This is a genomic window from Lysobacter oryzae DSM 21044, from assembly GCF_059568595.1.
Genome location: NZ_JCANTQ010000008.1, coordinates 396501 through 416472 on the forward strand (window position 1 = coordinate 396501; position 19972 = coordinate 416472).

The window sequence follows — 19972 nt, forward strand, 5'->3', positions numbered from 1 at the left end:
CGCGGGTGCATACGGAAGGCCCATCCCCACGGGAGTCTGGCCGTGAAACGCGTGATCCGCGCCCTTGCGCTGATGCTGGCCACCAGCGCCTTCCTGCTGCTCGCCGGCTGCGCCACGCCGGGCGGCTATGGCGGTTACCCCGACAATGGTTACGGGCAACCCGCGCCTGGCTATCCGCCGTCCGGTTATCCGTCCCCGGGTTATCCCCCCGCCTATGGCAACCAGGTGCAGGGCACCGTGCAGGGCATCGACACCAGCTATCGCCGCATCGTGGTGGATGTCGACGATCCGCGCATGGGCCGCACGCAGATGGACGTGCGCTACGACCAGAACACGCGGCTGTTCTACCAGGGGCGTGAGCTGGAGGTCGCCGGGCTGGAGCGCGGCGACGTGATCCGCTTCGACGCCGTGCAGTCGGGACGGGAATGGTGGACGCGCCAGATCGAGGTCGTGCGCGACGTCCGTGACGGCGGGTCCGGCTACGGCGGCGCCTATGGCGGTGCCTACGGCAACGACCTGAGCGGCTCGGTGGATTTCGTCGACACCCGCACGCGCACGATCCGCCTCGACGGCGCCGGTTACGGCAGCAACGTGCAGATCTTCTACGACGACCGCACCACGGTGGATTACCAGGGCCGCAGCTACCGGCCGGAGAACCTGCAGCGCGGCGACCTCGTGCGCATCCAGGCGCGCTCGGTCGGCAGCAACCAGTGGCTCGCCGAACGCATCATCGTGGAGCGCTCGGTCGGCTATTGAGTCGCGCAGGTGGTGGCGCTCGCCGCCGGAAACGAAAAAAGCCCCGCTGGTGCGGGGCTTTTTTTTGTCAAGCGTTCTACGGCAATCATCCGACGCCGGCCGCGAGCCGCGGCCGGCGTCGGCGGTTCCGCAGCGCTTACGCGCTGCGCGCCAGGGTCGCGTGCGAGGCGGGACGCATCAGCGCCACGATCTGCCACACGGCCGACAGGCCGACCAGCACATACACCACGCGCGCCAGCAGCGCGTCCTGGCTGCCGAACAGCGAGGCGACCAGATCGAACCCGAAAGCGCCGACCAGGCCCCAGTTGAGGCCACCGACGATCAGCAGCACCAGCGTTACGACATTGAGGGTCTTCATTGCATTTCTCCGCATGTTGGGTGTGGGCGATCAGTCCTTCGGCATCAGCACCTTGTCGATCACGTGGATCACGCCATTGCTGGCGGCCACGTCGGCGCTGACCACGCGAGCGCCATCGACAGTGACGGCGCCGCCCGACGCGCGGATCGCGACCGCGCTGCCCTCGACGGTCTTGGCGTTGGCCATCTTCGCGACCTGGGACGCGGTCACGCGGCCGGGGACGACGTGGTAGGTCAGGATGGCGATGAGCTTGTCGCGGTTCTCCGGCTTGAGCAGGTTCTCGACGGTGCCGGCGGGCAGGGCGGCGAAGGCGGCATCGGTCGGCGCGAACACGGTGAACGGACCCGCGCCCTTGAGCGTGTCGACCAGGCCCGCGGCCTGCAGCGCGGCGGCGAGGGTCTTGAACTGGCCGGCGCGGACGGCGGTGTCGACGATGTCGGCCCGGGCCTGGGCCGGAGCGCTGCTGCTGCTATGGGCGGCGCCGGCGCCGCCGGCGGGCGCGGCGGACAGGGCCGGCGGGCCGAAGGCGAGGACGAGGGCGGCGGCCAGCACGGGGAGGCGGGGGAACGGACGGCGGATGGACATGGGATTACTCCAGACGGGTGGGAACGCCGCGAAGTTTCGCCCTCACGCTGTTATAGGCGTGTTCAAGGTAAGATTGTACGAAACATGTACAAGACCCCGACATGTACCCCATCAAAGCCGCCGCCGAACTCGCCGGGCTGAGCACCGAGACCCTGCGCGCCTGGGAGCGCCGGCATGCCGCGATCCAGCCGGTCCGCGATGCGCAGGGGCGGCGGCTGTACGATCCGGCGACGATCGAGCGGCTCTCGCGCCTGCACCGGCTGACCGATCGCGGCCACCCGATCCGCGATCTGGCCGCGCTCGATGACGAAGCCCTCGACCGCCTCCTCGATGACGGCCGGCAGGCTGCCTACGGCGGCGTCGAGGCCTTGCCGACGCGCATGCTCGATGCGATTGCCGACTACCGCGTCGACGAGTTCGACCGCGACCTGTCGGTGGCGATCGCCACGCTGCCGATGCCGGTGCTGCTCGGCCGCGTGGTCATGCCGCTGCTGCACGAAGTAGGCGTGCGCTGGGCCGACGGTCGGCTCGCGATCGCGCAGGAGCGACTGGTCAGCAGCCTGCTGCGCATGCGCCTGCTCGCGGTGCTCAATGTGCCGGCGCGCGAACGCCGGCCGCGGCTGCTGTTCGCGACCCTTCCCGGCGAACGCCACGAACTCGGCCTGATCGGCGCGGCCCTGCAGGCATATGAGGCGGGCATGCCGGTGCTCTACCTCGGCACCGAGCTGCCCGCGGTGGAGATCGCACGCATTGCCGAGAAGCTCGGCGTCGCGGGCATCGCGCTGGCTTCGGTGGATTTCGAGCAGTCCCAGCTGGCGCTGGAGGAGCTGCGCCAGCTGGATGCCGCGCTGGCGCCCGGCGTGCCGGTGTGGCTGGGCGGCGCCAATGCCCGCTACCTCGCGGAGGAACTGGCGTCGCCACGGATCCAGGCGGTGGGCGATGTGCAGGCGCTGACGCGGGGCGTGCCGGCGCACCGGATGCGCGGCTGACATCGGCGTCCAAGCTCTGGAGCGGTTGGGCAGGTCCAGCCAAACCAGCCTGGTCGCGGCGATGCGATATGGAACGTGGGGCTGGCCGGCAGTTCTAGAATGAGGCCCGGCGCCCAGGGGAATCGGTCCGTGTTGCTTGTTGCGTCTACGCAGCGGCGAAGCGGTGGGTGCGATCCGGGCGGCTGTCCGCACACACGACTACAGGGGAACGAAATGAAAATGAAGTTGGCATCCAAGGCGATGCTGGCGGTGCTGCTGGTCGCATCGCTCGGTGGCCAAGACGCGCGGGCCGCGGATGATGGCTCGAGCGATCCGCTTCCGGAGCTGCAAGGCAAGTGGTATGCGACCCGCGAGAAGGTGACGATCGAGGTCAAGGGCAACGCGATCGTGGTGGTGGAGAACACCAGCGCGAAGGAGTGGCCCAACCAGCAGCAGCTTGAGCCCGGCCTGGTACTGGCCGAACTCGGGCCGGTGCAGCGCCAGGGCTCGCGCATCGTGTGGAGTGGCGAGTGCTGGACCAACCTCAAGCACGACAGCTGTCCCGAAGCCGCCACGGCGTTCTACGAGAAGCGCGGCGCGGCGCCGCACTGGAACCTGTACGTCCACGCGATGTCGTTCGTCCGCAAGGCCCAGCTGGCGCAGTGGGAATCGTCGCGCGAGTAGGTTGCGCGGCTGGTTGACCGAAAGAGCGAAGTCCCCGCCACGGCGGGGCTGTCGCGCATCACTTCAGGTACCGCGTGTCCGTCGGCCCGTAGCCGGTAATCAGCACCACGGCGCCATCAGCGTGCGTGCGCGCGAAGTGCGCGTCGCCGGCCGGTTCCGTGTAGAAGCTGCCGGCGGGAAGTTCGCGCACCGCGTCTGGCGTGTTCTTCCCGCCGTAGCCGAAGTACCAGGTGCCGCTCACCACCGTCGCGGTGCGGGTGTCCTTGTGCGAGTGCGCTTCGATCACGGTGTCGGGAGCGACCTTGAGGCGGATGGTGTAGAGGCCTGCCTTGGTGGGATCGCCGTACAGCACCGTCGTCGCCACGCAGGGCAGCCCGGAAGTGCCGGGGCCGCCGGTTGCGCTGGCGATGCGATCGATCTCATCCGGAGTCAGGCGGCGCTGTTGTTGGGGCGTCGCCGCCGCCAGCGAGCCGGTGGCGACGACAAGCAGGAGCAGTGCGCAACCGGTCGGCGTCATCGCGGTGCTCCCGGCTTGCGCAGGTATGCCTCGATGACCTGGATTGCCTGCCCGGGTTGCTCTTCCATGATCCAGTGGCCGGAGTCGGTGATCACCGCGCCCTGCACTTTGTCGGCGACGGCTGCTATCTCGGTCTGCATCGATGCGCCGTAGGAATGGTCGCCACCGATGGCCAGCGCGGGCAGCTTCAGCTTGCCGGCCTTCGCGAACAGCGCCTGGTTGTCCTTCGCATCCTGCGCGAACGCCGCGAACTGGCCGCCCAATGCATTGTGGATGGCCCCGGGCCGCGCATAGAGCGCCGCATAGTGCGCGCGCGACTGTTCGTCGATGCCCTTGGGGTCGGCCGACAGCTCGTTGTAGAAGCGGTCGAGCAGGATGCGCTCGCGCCCCTGCACCAGGCGTTCCACGTCCGGTCCGCGGAAGTTGAAATGCCACACCTTCGGATTGAGCAGCTGCTTGTCCCAGCTCGCCAGGCCCGGGAGCGGGGCATCCATCACCACCCAGGTCGAGACGCGGTCCGGGAACTGCGCGATCAGCGCGTATCCCACCATGTTGCCGATGTCGTGCGTCACTAGCTGCACGCTGTCGACCTTCAGCGCGTCGAGGATCTTCGCGATGTCGCGCGCCTGCGCGGCCTTCTCGTATCCGCTTTCCGGGTGCGACGACAGCCCCATGCCGCGCAGGTCCGGAATGATCACGGTGTGGTCCTTGACCAGCTTTTCGGCGAGCGGCTGCCACATGTCGCCGGTGTCGCCGAAGCCGTGCAGCAGCAGCACCGCCGGCCCCCGCCCGCCGACGCGCACGTACTGGGTGCCGTCGGTCACGGCCATGTCGCTGGCGTGGAACGCACTGGAGAAGGGATGCACCTCCGCCTTCGTCCGCTGCGGCAACCCGATGCCCAGCAGCACGGCGACCAGGCCGACCAGGATGCGACGGAGGGGGAGGATGTTGGTAAGAGTCATGACGTTCTCCGGGGGAGGCATTCGAATGACCGGATGCCGGAGGGCGCGGACGGCGGCGGCGCACTGCCGCTGCGTCCGAGCGACGGGGTGCGCTGGATCTGCCAGGTGGATTCGCCGCGGATGGGGTGGCGCGATTTCCGCCCCTGCGACGCGTGCCGCGACGGCCCCCAATTCGGACGTTGCAGCCAGGCGCCGTCAACCACCTATCGGAGTGAGCCCGCCTGCGTGAATGGGTTGCCGCGGGGTGCTGAAAGCTGCCCGGACGCCGCCGCTCCATCGCTGGCAACGCATATGCCCCAGCCCCATGCGGCATCCGCCCCATGCCCGGCAACGCGCCTGCGCCCAGTCTGGAGCTCCCCCACGTGCGGAGACCGCCATGAACAAGGTTCGCGTGTACGACCTGCCCACCCGGGTATTCCATTGGTGCTTCGCGGCGCTGTTCGTCACCGCGTACGCCATCGCCAACCTGGTGGACGACGAATCCGCACGGTTCGCGTGGCACATGCTGGCGGGCATGGCGCTGGGCGTGGCGGTGCTGCTGCGGGTGCTGTGGGGCGTGGTCGGCACGCGCCACGCGCGCTGGTCCGACCTGAGCCTCGATCCCCGCCAGCTGGCCGGTTACCTGAAAGGCGTGGTCGCGGGCGGCGGGCGCCGCTGGGTGGGGCACAACCCGGCCTCGAGCTGGGCCGCTCTGTCGATGATGGTGCTGGCCCTGGCGCTGGGCGCCAGCGGCCTGGCCATGGCTAACGGCGTGGCGCAAGAGTGGGTGGAAGAGGCCCACGAGCTGATGGCCAATGTGTTCCTCGCGATCGTGCTGCTGCACGTGGCCGGTCTGGTGGTGCATGTGCTGCGCCATCGCGATGCGTTGCCGCTGAGCATGCTGAGTGGCCGCAAGCGCGATCTGCCGGTCGGCACGCGCGACGTGCCGGCGCGCGGTGTCGTCGCCGTGCTCGCGCTGGCGCTGCTGGCGGGCACCGGCGTGTTGCTGCTGCGGTCGTACGACCCGGCCATCGGCACGCTCGCGCTGTTCGGCAACACCCTCGCGTTGGGCGAGAATGCGGCGGAGTCCCCTGCCGGGGACGGGCCGCGCGACGCGGCGGGTGGACGCGAGGATGACCACGAACGCTCCGATGACTGACACCGCTGCTGCCGCATCGCGCGCCCCGGGCATGGACGCGCGCGAACGCGCGGTGGTGGTCGGCATCCTGTTGCTGATCGCGGTGCTGGTCGCGATCGACGTCGTCACCGACCTGCGCCAGGGCGCATCGGCGTGGCACGTCGCGGTGGAGGTCGTCGCCGGCATCGCCGCCGCCGCGGGCGCGTCCTATTTGCTGCGCGACACCGTGCGCCTGCGCGGCCGGCTGGCGCAGCAGGGCCGCGACCTGTCCGCCTACCGCGCGCAGGCCGAGGCGTGGCAGGCCCAGGCGCGCATGCACGTGGAAGGACTCGCGCGCTCGATCGACCAGCAATTGGAGCAATGGCAGCTGTCGGCGGCGGAAAAGGAAATCGCCTTCCTGCTGCTGAAAGGCCTGAGCCTGAAGGACATCGCGCAACTGCGCGGCACCGGCGAGAAGACCGTGCGCGCGCAGTCGGCGTCGATCTACGCCAAGGCGGGGCTGGCGGGTCGTTCGGAGTTGTCCGCGTTCTTCCTCGAAGACCTGCTGGTGCCGCCCGGTGCCATGGCGAACACGCAGTAACGCGTGCGGCCAGTGCGTGCGGTCACCCGCGGATGAAGGCAAGCAGGTCCGGATTGACGATGTCGGCATGCGTCGTGCACATGCCGTGCGGCAAGCCCTTGTAGGTCTTGAGGGTGCCCTGCTTGAGGAACTTGACGGACAACAGCGCCGAATCCGCGATCGGGACGATCTGGTCGTCCTCGCCGTGCATGACCAGCGTCGGCACACCGATCTTCTTCAGGTCCTCGGTGAAATCGGTCTCGCTGAAGGCCTTGATGCAGTCGTACTGCGCCTTGGCCCCGCCCATCATTCCCTGCCGCCACCAGTTCCAGATCACGCCCTGCGACGCCTTGGCGCCGGGCCGGTTGAAGCCATAGAACGGCCCGGTCGGCACGTCCAGGTAGAACTGCGCGCGATTGTCCGCGAGTGCTTTGCGGAACCCGTCGAACACTTCCAGCGGCAGCCCGCCGGGATTGGCCGCGGTCTTCAACATGATTGGCGGAACGGCTCCGATCAGGACCGCCTTGGCGACCCGCGCCGGCTTGGCGCGGGCCACGTAATGCGCGACCTCGCCGCCGCCGGTCGAGTGGCCGACATGGATCGCACCTTTCAGGTCGAGCTTGTCGGTCAACTGCAGCAGGTCGGCGGCGTAGGTGTCCATTTCGTTGCCGGTATCGGTCTGCGTCGACCGTCCGTGCCCACGACGGTCATGCGCGATCACGCGGAAACCCTTCGACAGGAACCAGAGCATCTGGTTGTCCCAGTCATCGGCGCTCAGCGGCCAGCCGTGATGGAACATGACCGGCGTGGCATCGCGCGGACCCCAATCCTTGTAATAGAGATCGACCCCGTCTTTCGTCGTGAACATCGTCATCGCATGAGCCTCTTTGTTGGGCACGGCGGCCAGCACCGGGCCGGGCAGCACGGCAACGCCTGCCGTGGCCAGTGCGCCGGCAAGCACTGTTCGACGCATGGGATCCGGCGGCCTGTCGGCGTCTTCGTTCATGGCTGTCCACCTGCGCCGCTTCGTCGCGACATCGGGAACCCGTTGGGATCCGACAGGCTACGGCCGCGCGTCACCGGATCAATCACCCGACGAGGTGGCGTGCCGGGGCGTCGTCGCCATGCGCGTAGTTGCCAGGGTGGGGGACTGGCAAGTCCACGCCGAGCGTGCTGGCCGCGTCCGACCTGCTCACGCGTAGAGGACCCGGCATCTGGGATGCTGTTGCCGTCATCGACATCCTGGAGCGCGGCCATGCCAGAAGCCTCTGCGATCACCGGCGAACTGTCGAACAGCAAGGTCGCCGCCGTCTTCCCCAGTGCCTCCGCCGCGCGCGAGGCCGCGCGCCAGGTCGCCTCGTCGCTGTCGCTCGACGCCGCGCAGGTGCAGCTGATCACGCCCACCGAGCCGCACCCGGGGCGCAAGCTGGAACCGGAGAGCCGTGGCATCTGGCGCACGATCGTGGTCGCGCACGTGCGCCTGGGCATCGCCGGCGCGGTCGTGGGTGTGCTGGCATTCGTCGCGCTGCGCGCAGCCGGCATCCCCTTCATCGTCAACTCGCCGGTCGCGTCGGCGCTGGTCCTGCTGTTCTTCGGTGCCGTTGCGGGTCTGATGCTGGGCGGGCTGGTGTCGCTGCGCCCCGACCACGACCGCTACGTCGAGGCGACCCGCGATGCGATGGCCGAGGGCAGGACGACGGTCGTCGTGCATGCGTTCTCCGTCGCCCAGCGCGACGAGGCGGCGGAACTGCTGCGCACGCATGGCGGCGAGGTGACGTCCACGTTGTGACGCGGCCGTGGGCTGGCTGGCTTGATCAAGCAGCGGGTTGCGACATTGCGCGCTCGTTCGTGAGGACAACCGTGCCTGCGCGCTGCGTGACCTGGCGCCCGTACCGCGCGCCGCGGTTCCGTCGTGATCGAGCCGGAAGCGGGCACCCGCGGCCTCGACGTGAAGCGTTCAGCCTTGCAGAGGGCAGTTTCCTCCACAGGTTTGACCCGTGTGTTGCCCGTGGTGGAGCATGCCGGTCCGGCAATGGGGATTGCCGGCAAGAACAGGGGAAAACCATGCGTACGACAATTACCTGCCTGGCGGGCAGCCTGCTGCTGCTCGTCGCTTCGCTGCTGCCCGTGCGCGCGGCCTCGCCCACCGAGGCCGATCCGGCGGTGTGGGGCGTATACGCCAAACTGCTTGGGCACACCTGGGAAGCGCCGGGCAAGTACACGGTCACCGTCAACTGGGCCGTGCCGGGCGAGGTGATGACCGAGACCTGGATATCGCCAACGACCAAGACCGTGCAGGGCACCGTGACCGTGACCCGCGGCGCGCAGGCGGGTGAGCTGGTTTCCAAGTCGTCGCCGGTGCCGATGAAGTGGACGGGGCGCATCGTCGATGCCGATACGGTCGTGTTCGAGCGCGCGTTTCCGCCGCGCCTGGCGTACCGGATCAGCTTCGGCCCGGGAGGCTTCGACCACCAGCGCGTCAAGCTCGAGGGCGGCGCGGTGGTTGCGGTCACGGCGAGCGACCACTACACGACCACCGACCTGCCGAAGGCCACGCCGGCGCCGGGGGAAACGAGCGCGCGCGTTCCTGCCGTCGCCAAAAGCGGCAAGAAGGGCGGGAAGATGGGCGCGAACCCGATCGCGCCCGCGAGCGCACCGGCCGGTCCGCATCCGGTGCGCGTGGTCGGTGGCACCGAAGTCCTCGCGGCCACCTTCAAGGACGGCGTGTCCGGCATCGATGACAACGGCGCCCGCTACGACTGCTACCTGATCGACACACGGCCCGGCGATCGTTGGGAAGTGCAGGTCGAGGCCGATGATTCCTCGGTCCCCAACCTCGTCGTCGGCCAGTTCCGTTCGGTCGATGCCGCGGATTGCGGCGCCAGCCGCGAGCTGGCCGCGACCAAGCGCAAGGAAGCGTGGCTCAGCCACAAGCAGACCTATTCGATGACCGCCGGTGGCGGCTACTACTGGTTCGTGGCGGCGGGCTTGCCCGAGCGTTCGTACACGCTGCGGTTCAAGCGCAAGGAAGGCAAGGTGGATGCCGGAATGGCGGCGTCAGGCGTCGCCCAATTGCCGGCGCCGCTGGTGGCGATCGATCGTGGCCCGGTGACGCCCGTGCTGGAAGACGCCGCGCGCCGCAAGCAACGCGTTGCGGGCGTGGAAGCCGTGTATGCACGCCTGGCCGGGCGCACCTACCGCGGCCAGGAAACCTGGCAGGCCGATCGCGAGCAGTTGTCGATTCCCTACAAGCAGTACCAGTGGCGCGGCAAGGGCGGCGAACTGCAGATCCAGGGCGGCCAGGTACTCGGCACCGGCGTGCAGCCAGATCCCGCGGTCACCGCATTTCGTGTCGAGCCGGTTGCCGGCGTGTTCCGTGCCGGGGATGACAAGGCCTACGTCGAGCACCTGCCCGTGGACGGCAATGCGTTGCGGGTGGTGGTTTACGGCCGCGACGGCGCGGGCCGGCGCGCGCGTACCTCGTCGGTCGTGATGTCGTTGTTGCCCGATGGCGGCCAGGCGTTCGACGGCACGCCCCAGTTCACCCCGACCACCCCGGCCAAGCTCGCCGCACTGGCGCCGACCGTGCAGCAGAACGAAGTCGCCAAGCGCGCGGCCGTGGCGGAGGAGCGCCGGCTGTTGGCCGAGCAGCAGGCGCGAGAGGAACAGGAGCGCAGCGAGCGCGGGAACTGGATCGGCGGTTTGATTGGTGCCGCCGCGGGCGCCGCCGCCGTGGCCAATTACGGCGGCAGTCCCGAGCAGGTCCTTGGTGGCGCGCTGAAGGGCGCGCAGATCGCCAATCCGAACAGCCAGGTCGCCGCGGCACTGGGAGCCCAGGGCGAGGCGATGATCACCGGCGGCAGCACCGGTGCAACCGCGCTCTCGGGCGCGGGCGGCGGCGCCGGCAGTTATCCGACCCGACCCAACCTGGCGGCGGACACATGCGCCCGCGTCGGCATGGACGAGGGCAACTACCGGCAGGTGGCGCTGTCCGGCGGTAACGATGTGCAGCTCAAGACCATGTGCGGCCAGGCCCTGGAGTACTACGCGATGTACAAGCGCGCGATTGCCCAGGGCTACAGCGAGGCGGATGCAAACCGCACGTATGCGGCGCACGAGCAGTCGGCGCAGGTGGCCAACAGCTTCCTGTCCAGCCACGGGGCGGACTGAGCGTGCGCACCTTGCTTCGCAGGGCGGTGCTGCTGCTGGGGACGACCGCCGCCTTCGCCGCCGGCGCGCAGGAGCTGCGTTACTTCTACTGCTACGTGCCCGACCCGGCCAGCGGGACGGTCTTCATGTCGCCGGCGATGCCGGTCGGTCCGTTGGCCGAGCGCAGCGGTTATGGCGTCGAGTTCGCCGCGCACCTGCAGCGGACCGGCAAGGTCCACGAGCGGCGCCAGGGCTACTGTGCGATGCGGCCTTCGCTGGAGGCGATCGCGCGCGCACAGGCTGCGCTGCCGCAGGAGTCGTGCGTGGAATGCGCCGGCGCGACCCGCTTCGAGGGCGTGGCATGGCAACGCAACGGTGTGGACGCACCCGCGCCGCGCGCCACTGCGGTCGCCAACCGCAAGGGGCGTCCGGTCGCCACCGCGACGACCGACGCAACCAGCCCGCCGCCGGAGCGCTACCTGCTGGTGATGGGCAACAGCCGCACGGGCAAGCTGCTCGCGCTGGGCAACCGGCCAACCCGCGAGGCGGCAGAGGCGACGGCGGCACGCTTTCCCGCCGCGACGGGGTGGAAGACGTTGCTGTTGACCAGTGAGCCTGGATTCGGCGCCGCCGTGTGCGCCCGCGAAGCAGGGGAAACGCGCTTCTTCGTCGCCCATGCACAGGACTCGCTGCAGGAGGCCGTGCAGATGGCACGCGATTACGCGTTGCAGAACGCGGTCGATCACGCTGCGATCGAACTGTGTGGCAGTCCGTGGCAGGCCGGGCCCGGCATCGAGGCTCCGCAATCGGTCGGTGATGCGATCATCGACACGATCAAGCAATGGGTACGTGGCCAAGTGGTCTGCGATCCCACCGTGGAGACGTGCCCGGATCGTCCCAAGTCCCGCCCCAGCGCAATTGGCGTGCGCGGATAGGCCTGCAAACAAGGACCGCGATTGTGTCGGCGAAGCGCTATCTGCATGCGCGCTCGCGCTGCAGCGCCTAAAGACAATGGGGAACGAGGCGGGCCGCCAGCGGACACGCCTCGCCCGAGCGCGCGCCAGCACGGCGCCGGGTTGGGGCGGCCAACCCGGCCCGCGCGTCACCACGCCGGCGTGCGGAACGCCTCGACCAGGAAATCGATCAGGCGCCGGGTCTTCATCGGCAGGTGCTTGCGCGTGGCGTAGACCACGTGCACGCCCAGTTCGAGCGAGCGGTATTCCGGCATCAGTTCGACCAGCGTGCCGCGCTTGAGGTCGGGGCCGACGAGGAAGTCGGGTTGCAGGATGATGCCCTGGTCCTGCAGCGCGGCCACGCGGCAGGTGTCGCCGCTGTTGGTGTGGATGCGTGGGGCGACGCGCACGGCGACGTCGCCTTCGGGTCCCTTGAACGGCCATTCGTCGCCGCCGGCCCAGTAGCTGTAGGCGAGGACCTGGTGCGCCGCGAGTTCGCGCGGATGCGTCGGCGTGCCGTGCGCGGCGAGATAGCCGGGTGATGCGCACAGCACGATGCGGGTCGAGGCCAACCGGCGGCTGACCAGTTGCGGGTCCAGGCGGTTGGTGATGCGCACCGCGACGTCGTAGCCCTCGTCGACGAGATCGACGACGCGGTCGTTGAGGGTGATGTCCAGCGACACCTTCGGGTGCGCGGCGGTGAAGCGCGGCCACAGCGGCGCGAGGTGCAGGTTGCCGAAGGTCAGCGGCGCGTTGATCCGCAACTGGCCGGTCGCCTCGCCACCGCTCGAGGCGGTTTCGGATTCGAGTTCCTCCAGCGCCGCCGCGAGTTCGACGGCGCGGGCGTGGAAGCGCTGGCCGTCGTCGGTGAGCGAGAGGCGGCGCGTGGTCCGGTGCAGCAGGCGCACGCCCAAGTGCGCTTCGAGCTCGGCGACGTGGCGGGAGACGGCGGCCTTGGACAGGCCCGTGGCATCGGCCGCGGCGACGAAGCTGCCAGCGCGGACCACGGCCAGGAAGCTGCTCAGCTGCTGGAGGTCGAGCATTGATTGTCTCCCTTTGGCAGACAATCTATCACTCGAATCGCTGTTTATCGCCTCCGGGCGCGCCAATAGAGTGTCGTTCAACCCGGAACGGGTCCCAACACAGGAGTCCACTCATGAACGCAACTCTCTCGCTGCTCGGCCGCCTCGGCCTGTCGCTGATCTTCATCATCTCGGGCTGGGGCAAGATCGCCGGCTACGCGGCCACCCAGGGCTACATGGAATCCATGGGCGTGCCCGGCATGCTGCTGCCGCTGGTAATCGCACTCGAACTCGGTGGTGGCCTGGCGATCCTGGCCGGCGTGTACACCCGCTGGATCGCGATCGCGCTGGCGCTGTTCTCGGTCGTCTCGGCGCTGATCTTCCATTCGAATCTCGGCGAACAGATGCAGGCGATCCTGTTCTGGAAGAACTTCGCGATGGCCGGCGGCTTCCTGCTGCTCGCCGCGAATGGTCCCGGCGCGCTGAGCCTGGAAGCCCGCCTGCCGCGCCGTCGCGTCGCGCCGGCTGCCTGATCCCTGATAACTGATTCGTTGTTCCAACCGCGCCGCGGGCAGCATGCCCGCGGCCAGGAGTCCTTCCATGTCACGTGCCCCCGCCTTGTTCGTCTCCCACGGTTCGCCGATGTTCGCGCTCGAGCCGGGCCAGCTGGGCCCGAACCTCGAGCGCATCGGCGCGCAGCTGACGTCGCTCACGGCCATCGTCATCGTGTCCCCGCACTGGCAGACGCGCGGCGTGCGTGTCAGCGCGGCCGCGACGCCCCAGACCATCCACGATTTCGGCGGATTCCCCGCGCCGTTGTACGCGCTGCAGTACCCCGCGCGCGGCGAACCGCAGCTGGCAACGCACATCGTCGGGCTGCTGCAGGTCGCGGGCTTCGAGGCCGCGATCGACGCGCACCGCGGCCTCGACCACGGCGCCTGGGTGCCGCTGCGCTACCTCAGACCCGAGGCCGACGTGCCGGTGCTGCAGGTGTCGCTGCCGCACGACATCGACGCTGCCGGCGCACTGCGGCTGGGCCAGGCGCTGGCGCCGCTGCGCGAACGCGGCGTGCTCGTGATCGGCTCGGGCAGCCTGACCCACAACCTGTACGAGTTCCGCCAGCACATCAGCGATCCCGAGTACGCGCAGGCGTTCGCGGACTGGGTGGGGCAGGCGGTGGAGCGCGGCGACGTCGACGCACTCGTGCACTACCGCAGTCGCGCGCCGCACGCCGCGCGCGCGCATCCGACGCAGGAGCACTACCTGCCGTTGCTGGTGGCGTTGGGTGCGAGCCACGCCGATGAGCGGCGTGGACTCGTCGCCGGCGGCATGACCTACGGCGTGCTGTCGATGGATTCCTTCGGCTTCGGGCTGCCCGCGGAAGCGATGGAGCAAGCCGCATGAGCGCGATGCACCTGCACACCGACGGCGCGCTCGCCTACCTGGCCCCGGTGGCGCCGGCACGGCCGCGCCGGCTGCTGGTGTTGTGCCATGGCGTCGGCGGTAACGAGAGCAACCTGCTGGCGCTGGCGGCATGCGCGCCTGCGGACACCGTCGTGGTGCTCGCGCGCGGACCGCTGACGCTGGGAGCGGGTCAGTACGCCTGGTTCCAGGTCGCGTTCGGCCCGCAGGGCCCGCGACCCGATCTCGCGGCGGCGGAACAGAGCCGCCAGATGCTCGCCGCGTTCATCGCCGGCATGCAGGCGCGCTACGACGTCGACCCCGCCGATACCGTCGTCGCCGGTTTCAGCCAGGGCGGGATCCTCAGCGCAAGCGTCGCGCTGACGCGACCGGACCTCGTCGGCGGCTTCGGCGTGCTGGCCGGCCGGATCCTGCCGGAGCTGGAATCGCAACTCGCCGGACCGGAAGCGCTGGCGCGCTTGCGCGCCTTCATCGGGCACGGTCGCAATGACACCAAGCTGCCGGTCGACTGGGCGCACCGCGCCGACGCGTGGCTCACGCGCCTGGGTATCGGCCATGAGACACGGCTGTATCCCGGCGACCATGGCATCGCGCCGCAGATGCAGGCGGATTTCTTCGCATGGTTCGACGCGATCGCATCGCACGACGCGCTGCATCTATAGTTGGGCGCGGACACTCTCCAAACCACGCGAGCACGACATGGCCTCCGGATTTGTCCTCGCCGTCGACCTCGTCGGCAGCTTCGCCTTCGCGATCAGCGGCGCGACCGTCGGGGTGCGCCGGCGACTCGACCTGTTCGGCGTCCTGGTGCTGTCGTTCGCCGCCGCCACCGCCGGCGGCATCATGCGCGATGCGCTGATCGGCGCTACGCCGCCAGCGGCGCTGGTCGACTGGCGCTATCTTGCGACGGCAGCGCTCGCGGCGCTGCTGACGTTCTATCGGCATGCCCTCGTCGAGCGGCTCAGCAATCCCGTGCAGATATTCGATGCGATCGGGCTTGGGCTGTTCGCGGTGAGCGGCGCGGCCAAGGCCATCACGCACGGCGTCGGTCCGACGGGAGCGTTGCTGCTGGGCGTGCTGTCGGGCGTCGGCGGCGGCATCGCGCGCGACGTGCTCGTCGCCGAGATCCCCGCCGTGCTGCGACGCGAGCTCTATGCCGTGGCCGCGGCGCTGGGCGCGGGGATCGTCGTCATCGGCAGCGCGTGGAAGCTGCCGCCGACGCCACTGGCGATCGGCGGTGCAGTGGCCTGCTTTGCATTGCGCTACCTCGCCATACGTCGCGGTTGGTCGCTGCCGGTGGCGCGCCCGCAGCGGGACCGATGACCTGCGTCCGACAGCGACCGTAGGCCGGGTTGGCTGCACCAACCCAGCGCACGGAGATCGCGCGGCCGCGACTCGCCACCGGCGGCCGCTGGGCCGCTAGCGTTCGAGCATCACTCCTTCGATCGGCGGCACCAGGTCCTTGAGCAGGCAGCGCGGCGCGGTGGGTTTGATCACCAGGTGCACGCTGTAGCAATCGCCGCTCTTGAGGCAGCACGTAAGCGCAGCCAGCTGCTCCTGGCAGGTGCGGTTCGCCTGGCATTGCAGCTGCCCGCCGTGTTCGCAGTTGAAGTCGGCGATGCACTGGCCGATCGAGTCGTAGCCGGTGGTGCCCGGCGTGGGCGGCGGCGTGCCGTCGTCCTCGGGTGCGGGAAAGTCCCGGCGGCTGACGACGGTTCCCTTGGCCAAGTCGGTCACCACCAGCGCGAGCCTGGATTTGTCGCGAACCAGGTCGGTCCGGTAGAGCATCTGCGAATTCGCCTTGCGATCGAACACGCGTGTGTACTGCAAGGGTGTGCGCTGGGCGTCGCCCAGTTTCATCACGGCGCGCGCCTGCGGGTTGCTGAGCGAAGTGACCACGAAGGCGTCGTCCTCCTTCATGGTGAACTGGTAACCCTCGACATTGGCGCCCTTCAGGGAACGGGCGAGGTCCGCCCGGGGATCGGGCGCGCTGGCCTTGCACGCTGCGAGTAGCGCGAGCAGCACGAATGCCGCGGCGTGGAGCGCGGATCGGGTGAGGTTCATGGCATCACTCCATGTGAGTGGATCGGAAAACGCGGCCGGTGGCCCAGGCGCGTCGGTTCCTCGGATCAGGTGCAGCCCATCAGCTTCGACTTGCGCAGGAGCTCGGCGATGGCGCGCTGGATCCGCTCGCGCTCGAGCGCGTCGACCTCGCCCTGCAGGTCTTCCTTCAGCGAGTCGATCGCCGCCTGGATGTCGTCGCACGAGGCGGGGCTCGATCCGCCTGCATCGCGGCTGATGAAGCCGCCGTGGATCTCCCAGTCGCCGTTGCCGTCGCTTTCGTCGTCGTCCCAGCGGCGCTGGAACTCGATCACCGCGGTTTGCGCGAAGTCGTCCTGGGTCACGGTGAACGCCTCGGCGCCGATCTTGTCGTCGTTGTTGCCGAACGTGCCGTACCACGCGATCTGGGCGCCGCTCATGTAGTCGACGACGGCGGCCCGGACGGCGGTGGCGGCCGCCTCCTTCACGGCGGCGATCTGCTCGGCGATCTCCTGTGGCGTCGGCGGCGAGGTGGCGTGCTGGAAGCTGGCGGCGGCCTTGGCCACCGCGAATTGCACGGCATCGCACAGGGCGGCGTAGGCGGTGGTGGCGATGTCGTCGGGCCAGCCGTCTTCTTCCATCAGTACGACGACCACGCCGGCGATGCCGGGAAGGTCGTCTCCAAGTACTTGCCGGAAGGTCGGGTCGTACACGGGAATCGGCTTGAGCTGCGTCGTCCACGCACCCAGCGAGGTGGGAATGAGGACACGGTCGCCTTCATCGACGTCCTCATCGCCGAGGTTGCCGTGCGCTCCGTTCGTGACCCCGATGGGCGGGAAGCCGACCAGTCCCGCCGAGCCCACGGCATAGCCGTCGCCGTCGATCTTGAAAAATACCGGCCACAGGTAGGGTTCCGCGTCGCCCCAGCCATCGGCTTCGTCGTGGCAGTCCAGGTTGTAGAGCTGGATCTGCAGGTTGAGAGGTGTTCTTGCCATGGTGCCGCTCCTTGTGAATGGCAGTTGCTCGCTCCCTCTGCACGAAACAACGGCGTCGTCCCCGCGCGGAGGTCAGCCGCCAGCTCGTTCGCGGGGTTTCTCGCCGTCCATCGCACACCGGGACGGCGGGGCCTGCTTAGAATCGGGGCGGGGGAGTCCGAGGTGCCGGTCCGCTCGTGCCGCGTGCGGCAGGGGCGTTCGCGGCAGGCTTCCTGCCACCGGAGGCCCTCAGGACGCATGCAAGCCCACGCCCTTTCGCTGACCTATCCGCGCATCCGCGCGGCCGCGCTGCGCCATGCTCTGATTGCGGGCGCCCGCCGGGTGATGGCGGATCGCGATCTGCTCAACCGCATCAACGTGTTTCCCGTCGCCGATGGCGACACCGGCAGCAATCTCGCCTTCACCCTGGGCAGCGTGCTCAGTGGCGCGCTGGGCCGCCGTGCGAACGGCGTCGGGACCTTGTTGCAGCGCGTGGCGGAGGACGCCGTCGATGGCGGACGCGGCAATTCCGGCGCGATCCTGGCGCAGTTCTTCGCCGGCGTGGCCGAGTCGGTGGCGACGCGCGCCACGCTGACGCAGCGCGAGCTGGCCCTGGCGGTGCGCCATGGTGCGGCATCGGCGCGGCAGGCGGTGATGGAGCCGCGCGAGGGGACGATGCTGAGCGTGATCGCGGCCTTCGCCGACGGCTTGGATGCAGAGGCGCCGGCCGCCAGCGTGCGCGACTGGTTCGCGACCGCGCTGCAGCGCGCGCGCGACGCGCTCGCCGACACGCCGCGGCAATTGCCGGTGCTGCAACGCGCCGGCGTGGTCGATGCCGGGGCCAAGGGCTTCGTCGACCTGCTCGAAGGCATCGGCGCCTACCTGCACGGCGAGCCCGCGGTCGGCTCCGTGCCGGAAGAGGAACGCCACGCCGACTGGCTGGCCGCACACGCCCACGACAGCGAGTTCGACGCCGATCCCGCGCATCGCTGGTGCAGCGAGTGCCTGGTGCTGGGCGAGGACATCGATACCGCGGCCGTGCGCGCGGCGGTGGCGGCGCTGGATGCCTCGTGCGTGGTCGCCGCCGGTTCGCGCTCGCGCATGCGCGTGCATGCGCACGTGGCGTCACCGCAGGCGCTGTTCGACGCCATGGCGCGCTTCGGCCGCGTGGAGGCGAGCAAGGCGGACGACATGCAGGCGCAGGCGCGCGCGGCGGCGGGCGCCGGCGGCGTGGCGGTGGTGACGGACAGTTCTGCAGATTTGCCCGAGGGCCTGGCCGACGCGCTCGACCTGCACGTGGTGCCGCTGCGGCTCAACTTCGGCGGCGAGGATTTCCTCGACAAGGTCGGCCTGTCGCCCTCCGCGTTCTACCGGCGCCTGCGCCAGGGCGGCGAGTTGCCGCGCACGAGCCAGCCGCCGCCGGGCGACTTCCGTCGCCAGTTCGAATTCCTGCTCTCGCATCACCCGCAGGTGCTGTACCTGGGCGTGGCGCGCGCGGTGTCGGGCACGCTGCAGGCGGCGGAGACCGCCGCGCACCGCGGCGACGCCGGGCGCATCTTCGTCTTCGACACCGCCAACGCGGCGGGCGGGCAGGCCCTGCTCGCGCTGGCCGCGGCGCGCATGGCGCGCACCGGCATGACGGCCGAAGCGATGGTGGATCAGTTGCAGGCGCTGCGCGAACGCACGGTGACCTGGGGCATGGCGCGCGACGTGAGCATGGCGGTGCGCGGCGGCCGCTTGCCGCGCTGGGCCAAGGTGCTGGTGGATTTGCTGCGGTTGGTGCCGCTCGCACGCATGTCGCCGGAGGGGCGCTTGCGCGTCGCCGGTGCGTTGTGGGGACGTGGATCGCTGCCCGCGCGGTTTGCGGCGCATGTCGCGCGGCGCGTGCCGCCGGGGCAGCGCTGGCGCGTGATCGTGGGCCATTGCGATGCCGCTGCCGACGGCCAGCGCCTGCTCGATGCGATCCGCACGCAACTGGATTGCGACGAAGCGTGGCTGGTCGAGACCGGTCCGGCCATCGGCGCGCACGCCGGACCGGAGACGCTGCTGGTCAGCCTGCAACCCGTGATGCCAGCGGCCGCTTCGGCGGAGGTGTCGCCATGAGCGCGTGGTGGGCATTGCTCGCCTCGTACCTGCTGGGCTCGGTATCGGGCAGCCTGCTGCTGGGCAAGTTGCGCGGCGTCGACATCCGCACGCTGGGCAGCGGCAATGCCGGCGGCACCAATGCGCTGCGCACGCAGGGCGCGTGGTTTGCGCTGGGCACGGTGGTCATCGACATCGGCAAGGGCGCGCTGGCTGCGTGGCTCGGACAGTACGCTGGACACACGATCGAATGGAGTTGCGCCTGCGTGCTCGCGGCGGTGGTCGGCCATGTGTGGCCGTTGTTTCATGGCTTCCGCGGCGGCAAGGGCGCCGCAACGCTGGTGGGTGGCCTCGCCATGGCCTGGCCGCAGAGCCTGCCATTGGTGCTGGCCGTGTGGTTCGGCACGCTCGGGTGGACGGGCTACGTGGGCCTGGCAACCGTGCTGGCGGCGTGCAGCCTGCTGGTGAGTGCGGCATGGCTCGGTGCGACGAGCGGGCTATGGGTATTCGCGGCAATCGCCGCCGCGTTGCTGGTGTTCACCCATCGCGGCAACCTGCGCCGCCTGCGCACCGGAACCGAACCGGCCTTCGAACGCGCGCGCGTGTTGCGGCGCGCGTGGCAGCGTGTACGCGGGGAGCGGAAGGAGTGAGCAGGCGCACCCTGCGTGCTGCATGGGTGCGCGAGGGCGAACCCGCGCAGGCCGCCTGAGGCCCTGGGCGCCGGCTGGATCGCCTACGGCTTGGGCCACGCGGCAGCAATGGAAAAAGCTGGCCAAGCCCGCTGCCCTGCAACGAGTCAGCATGACCAATGTCAGTTCATGACC

22 protein-coding genes are annotated in these 19972 nt (G+C 69.7%); 14 read left to right on the forward strand and 8 right to left on the reverse strand.

All coding sequences use genetic code 11. From position 1 onward, the window contains the following. Positions 1 to 42: 42 nt before the first annotated feature. Complete coding sequence (locus BP05_RS02020) at positions 43 to 756, forward strand: DUF5666 domain-containing protein (RefSeq protein ID WP_496359921.1); 714 nt, start codon at positions 43 to 45, stop codon at positions 754 to 756. A gap of 136 nt (positions 757 to 892) precedes the next feature. Here BP05_RS02020 and BP05_RS02025 read toward each other — a convergent pair whose 3' ends face one another. Then, on the reverse strand, positions 893 to 1114 hold the full coding sequence (locus BP05_RS02025) for a DUF378 domain-containing protein (protein WP_496359923.1): 222 nt from the start codon (positions 1112 to 1114) through the stop codon (positions 893 to 895). A gap of 30 nt (positions 1115 to 1144) precedes the next feature. After that, complete coding sequence (locus BP05_RS02030; RefSeq protein WP_496360613.1) at positions 1145 to 1693, reverse strand: fasciclin domain-containing protein; 549 nt, start codon at positions 1691 to 1693, stop codon at positions 1145 to 1147. Positions 1694 to 1800: 107 nt separating this feature from the next. On the opposite strand from BP05_RS02030, the gene BP05_RS02035 reads away from it, so the two are divergent. Together BP05_RS02035 and BP05_RS02040 are read left to right on the forward strand one after the other, a co-directional pair. Beyond that, positions 1801 to 2688: a MerR family transcriptional regulator gene (locus BP05_RS02035; RefSeq protein ID WP_496359925.1), complete on the forward strand. Its 888-nt coding sequence runs from the start codon at positions 1801 to 1803 to the stop codon at positions 2686 to 2688. A 219-nt stretch (positions 2689 to 2907) separates the two neighbouring features. Further along, the gene (locus BP05_RS02040) at positions 2908 to 3351 is read left to right on the forward strand and encodes a hypothetical protein (protein ID WP_496359927.1); all 444 of its coding nucleotides are present in this window, start codon (positions 2908 to 2910) and stop codon (positions 3349 to 3351) included. 58 nt (positions 3352 to 3409) lie between these two features. Here the strand turns inward: BP05_RS02040 and BP05_RS02045 are convergent, their stop codons facing one another. Both BP05_RS02045 and BP05_RS02050 read right to left on the reverse strand, forming a co-directional pair. Continuing rightward, complete coding sequence (locus BP05_RS02045; protein ID WP_496359929.1) at positions 3410 to 3868, reverse strand: cupin domain-containing protein; 459 nt, start codon at positions 3866 to 3868, stop codon at positions 3410 to 3412. Then, entirely contained in the window at positions 3865 to 4830 is a 966-nt protein-coding gene (locus BP05_RS02050) for an alpha/beta fold hydrolase (RefSeq protein ID WP_496359931.1), read from the reverse strand. Before BP05_RS02050 ends, BP05_RS02045 begins: the two co-directional genes overlap by 4 nt. Before the next feature lie 376 nt (positions 4831 to 5206). Here BP05_RS02050 and BP05_RS02055 point away from each other — a divergent pair, with 376 nt between their 5' ends. Together BP05_RS02055 and BP05_RS02060 are read left to right on the forward strand one after the other, a co-directional pair. Beyond that, positions 5207 to 5968 (forward strand): cytochrome b/b6 domain-containing protein, encoded by a 762-nt coding sequence (locus BP05_RS02055; RefSeq protein ID WP_496359933.1) that lies wholly within the window; start codon positions 5207 to 5209, stop codon positions 5966 to 5968. After that, entirely contained in the window at positions 5961 to 6527 is a 567-nt protein-coding gene (locus BP05_RS02060) for a helix-turn-helix transcriptional regulator (protein ID WP_496359935.1), read from the forward strand. The genes BP05_RS02055 and BP05_RS02060 overlap by 8 nt, the downstream gene beginning before the upstream one ends. Before the next feature lie 22 nt (positions 6528 to 6549). Here the strand turns inward: BP05_RS02060 and BP05_RS02065 are convergent, their stop codons facing one another. Further along, positions 6550 to 7380, reverse strand: coding sequence for an alpha/beta fold hydrolase (locus tag BP05_RS02065; RefSeq protein WP_496360615.1), 831 nt, complete (start codon positions 7378 to 7380; stop codon positions 6550 to 6552). Between the two features lie 381 nt (positions 7381 to 7761). Between BP05_RS02065 and BP05_RS02070 the strand changes: the two genes are divergently transcribed. From BP05_RS02070 to BP05_RS02080, 3 genes are all read left to right on the forward strand, one after another. After that, a complete protein-coding gene (locus BP05_RS02070) occupies positions 7762 to 8295 on the forward strand; it encodes a hypothetical protein (RefSeq protein ID WP_496359937.1) in 534 nt (177 codons plus the stop codon). A gap of 275 nt (positions 8296 to 8570) precedes the next feature. Beyond that, on the forward strand, positions 8571 to 10676 hold the full coding sequence (locus tag BP05_RS02075; protein WP_496359939.1) for a hypothetical protein: 2106 nt from the start codon (positions 8571 to 8573) through the stop codon (positions 10674 to 10676). A 2-nt stretch (positions 10677 to 10678) separates the two neighbouring features. After that, positions 10679 to 11590 carry a hypothetical protein gene (locus BP05_RS02080; RefSeq protein ID WP_496359941.1) on the forward strand — a complete coding sequence of 304 codons (912 nt, stop codon included), beginning with the start codon at positions 10679 to 10681 and terminating at the stop codon, positions 11588 to 11590. A gap of 167 nt (positions 11591 to 11757) precedes the next feature. Here the strand turns inward: BP05_RS02080 and BP05_RS02085 are convergent, their stop codons facing one another. Beyond that, positions 11758 to 12651, reverse strand: a complete 894-nt coding sequence (locus BP05_RS02085) for a LysR family transcriptional regulator (RefSeq protein WP_496359943.1) — start codon at positions 12649 to 12651, stop codon at positions 11758 to 11760. Positions 12652 to 12764: 113 nt separating this feature from the next. Here BP05_RS02085 and BP05_RS02090 point away from each other — a divergent pair, with 113 nt between their 5' ends. From BP05_RS02090 to BP05_RS02105, 4 genes are all read left to right on the forward strand, one after another. Next, a complete protein-coding gene (locus tag BP05_RS02090) occupies positions 12765 to 13163 on the forward strand; it encodes a DoxX family protein (protein WP_496359945.1) in 399 nt (132 codons plus the stop codon). A 67-nt stretch (positions 13164 to 13230) separates the two neighbouring features. Next, positions 13231 to 14034 carry a dioxygenase family protein gene (locus tag BP05_RS02095; RefSeq protein WP_496359947.1) on the forward strand — a complete coding sequence of 268 codons (804 nt, stop codon included), beginning with the start codon at positions 13231 to 13233 and terminating at the stop codon, positions 14032 to 14034. Beyond that, positions 14031 to 14714 carry an alpha/beta hydrolase gene (locus BP05_RS02100; RefSeq protein ID WP_496359949.1) on the forward strand — a complete coding sequence of 228 codons (684 nt, stop codon included), beginning with the start codon at positions 14031 to 14033 and terminating at the stop codon, positions 14712 to 14714. The genes BP05_RS02095 and BP05_RS02100 overlap by 4 nt, the downstream gene beginning before the upstream one ends. 37 nt (positions 14715 to 14751) lie before the next feature. Then, positions 14752 to 15375, forward strand: a complete 624-nt coding sequence (locus tag BP05_RS02105) for a trimeric intracellular cation channel family protein (RefSeq protein WP_496359951.1) — start codon at positions 14752 to 14754, stop codon at positions 15373 to 15375. Positions 15376 to 15471: 96 nt separating this feature from the next. Here the strand turns inward: BP05_RS02105 and BP05_RS02110 are convergent, their stop codons facing one another. Together BP05_RS02110 and BP05_RS02115 are read right to left on the reverse strand one after the other, a co-directional pair. Then, on the reverse strand, positions 15472 to 16116 hold the full coding sequence (locus BP05_RS02110; protein ID WP_496359953.1) for a hypothetical protein: 645 nt from the start codon (positions 16114 to 16116) through the stop codon (positions 15472 to 15474). Between the two features lie 65 nt (positions 16117 to 16181). Then, positions 16182 to 17087, reverse strand: a complete 906-nt coding sequence (locus BP05_RS02115; RefSeq protein ID WP_496359955.1) for a hypothetical protein — start codon at positions 17085 to 17087, stop codon at positions 16182 to 16184. Positions 17088 to 17324: 237 nt separating this feature from the next. Here BP05_RS02115 and BP05_RS02120 point away from each other — a divergent pair, with 237 nt between their 5' ends. After that, positions 17325 to 19169 (forward strand): DegV family protein, encoded by a 1845-nt coding sequence (locus tag BP05_RS02120; protein WP_496359957.1) that lies wholly within the window; start codon positions 17325 to 17327, stop codon positions 19167 to 19169. Then, on the forward strand, positions 19166 to 19798 hold the full coding sequence (locus tag BP05_RS02125) for a glycerol-3-phosphate acyltransferase (protein ID WP_496359959.1): 633 nt from the start codon (positions 19166 to 19168) through the stop codon (positions 19796 to 19798). Before BP05_RS02120 ends, BP05_RS02125 begins: the two co-directional genes overlap by 4 nt. The last annotated feature ends 174 nt before the right edge of the window (positions 19799 to 19972 follow it).

What these genes read in the sequence shown, in the direction of transcription:
- BP05_RS02025 (WP_496359923.1), bottom strand. Translation starts at nt 1,114, where the DNA reads ATGAAGACCCTCAATGTCGTAACGCTGGTGCTGCTGATCGTCGGTGGC.
- BP05_RS02075 (WP_496359939.1), top strand. Translation starts at nt 8,571, where the DNA reads ATGCGTACGACAATTACCTGCCTGGCGGGCAGCCTGCTGCTGCTCGTC.
- BP05_RS02045 (WP_496359929.1), bottom strand. Translation starts at nt 3,868, where the DNA reads ATGACGCCGACCGGTTGCGCACTGCTCCTGCTTGTCGTCGCCACCGGC.
- BP05_RS02115 (WP_496359955.1), bottom strand. Translation starts at nt 17,087, where the DNA reads ATGGCAAGAACACCTCTCAACCTGCAGATCCAGCTCTACAACCTGGAC.
- BP05_RS02040 (WP_496359927.1), top strand. Translation starts at nt 2,908, where the DNA reads ATGAAGTTGGCATCCAAGGCGATGCTGGCGGTGCTGCTGGTCGCATCG.
- BP05_RS02120 (WP_496359957.1), top strand. Translation starts at nt 17,325, where the DNA reads ATGCAAGCCCACGCCCTTTCGCTGACCTATCCGCGCATCCGCGCGGCC.
- BP05_RS02050 (WP_496359931.1), bottom strand. Translation starts at nt 4,830, where the DNA reads ATGACTCTTACCAACATCCTCCCCCTCCGTCGCATCCTGGTCGGCCTG.
- BP05_RS02105 (WP_496359951.1), top strand. Translation starts at nt 14,752, where the DNA reads ATGGCCTCCGGATTTGTCCTCGCCGTCGACCTCGTCGGCAGCTTCGCC.
- BP05_RS02085 (WP_496359943.1), bottom strand. Translation starts at nt 12,651, where the DNA reads ATGCTCGACCTCCAGCAGCTGAGCAGCTTCCTGGCCGTGGTCCGCGCT.
- BP05_RS02070 (WP_496359937.1), top strand. Translation starts at nt 7,762, where the DNA reads ATGCCAGAAGCCTCTGCGATCACCGGCGAACTGTCGAACAGCAAGGTC.
- BP05_RS02055 (WP_496359933.1), top strand. Translation starts at nt 5,207, where the DNA reads ATGAACAAGGTTCGCGTGTACGACCTGCCCACCCGGGTATTCCATTGG.
- BP05_RS02110 (WP_496359953.1), bottom strand. Translation starts at nt 16,116, where the DNA reads ATGAACCTCACCCGATCCGCGCTCCACGCCGCGGCATTCGTGCTGCTC.
- BP05_RS02035 (WP_496359925.1), top strand. Translation starts at nt 1,801, where the DNA reads ATGTACCCCATCAAAGCCGCCGCCGAACTCGCCGGGCTGAGCACCGAG.
- BP05_RS02100 (WP_496359949.1), top strand. Translation starts at nt 14,031, where the DNA reads ATGAGCGCGATGCACCTGCACACCGACGGCGCGCTCGCCTACCTGGCC.
- BP05_RS02090 (WP_496359945.1), top strand. Translation starts at nt 12,765, where the DNA reads ATGAACGCAACTCTCTCGCTGCTCGGCCGCCTCGGCCTGTCGCTGATC.
- BP05_RS02065 (WP_496360615.1), bottom strand. Translation starts at nt 7,380, where the DNA reads ATGACGATGTTCACGACGAAAGACGGGGTCGATCTCTATTACAAGGAT.
- BP05_RS02125 (WP_496359959.1), top strand. Translation starts at nt 19,166, where the DNA reads ATGAGCGCGTGGTGGGCATTGCTCGCCTCGTACCTGCTGGGCTCGGTA.
- BP05_RS02060 (WP_496359935.1), top strand. Translation starts at nt 5,961, where the DNA reads ATGACTGACACCGCTGCTGCCGCATCGCGCGCCCCGGGCATGGACGCG.
- BP05_RS02095 (WP_496359947.1), top strand. Translation starts at nt 13,231, where the DNA reads ATGTCACGTGCCCCCGCCTTGTTCGTCTCCCACGGTTCGCCGATGTTC.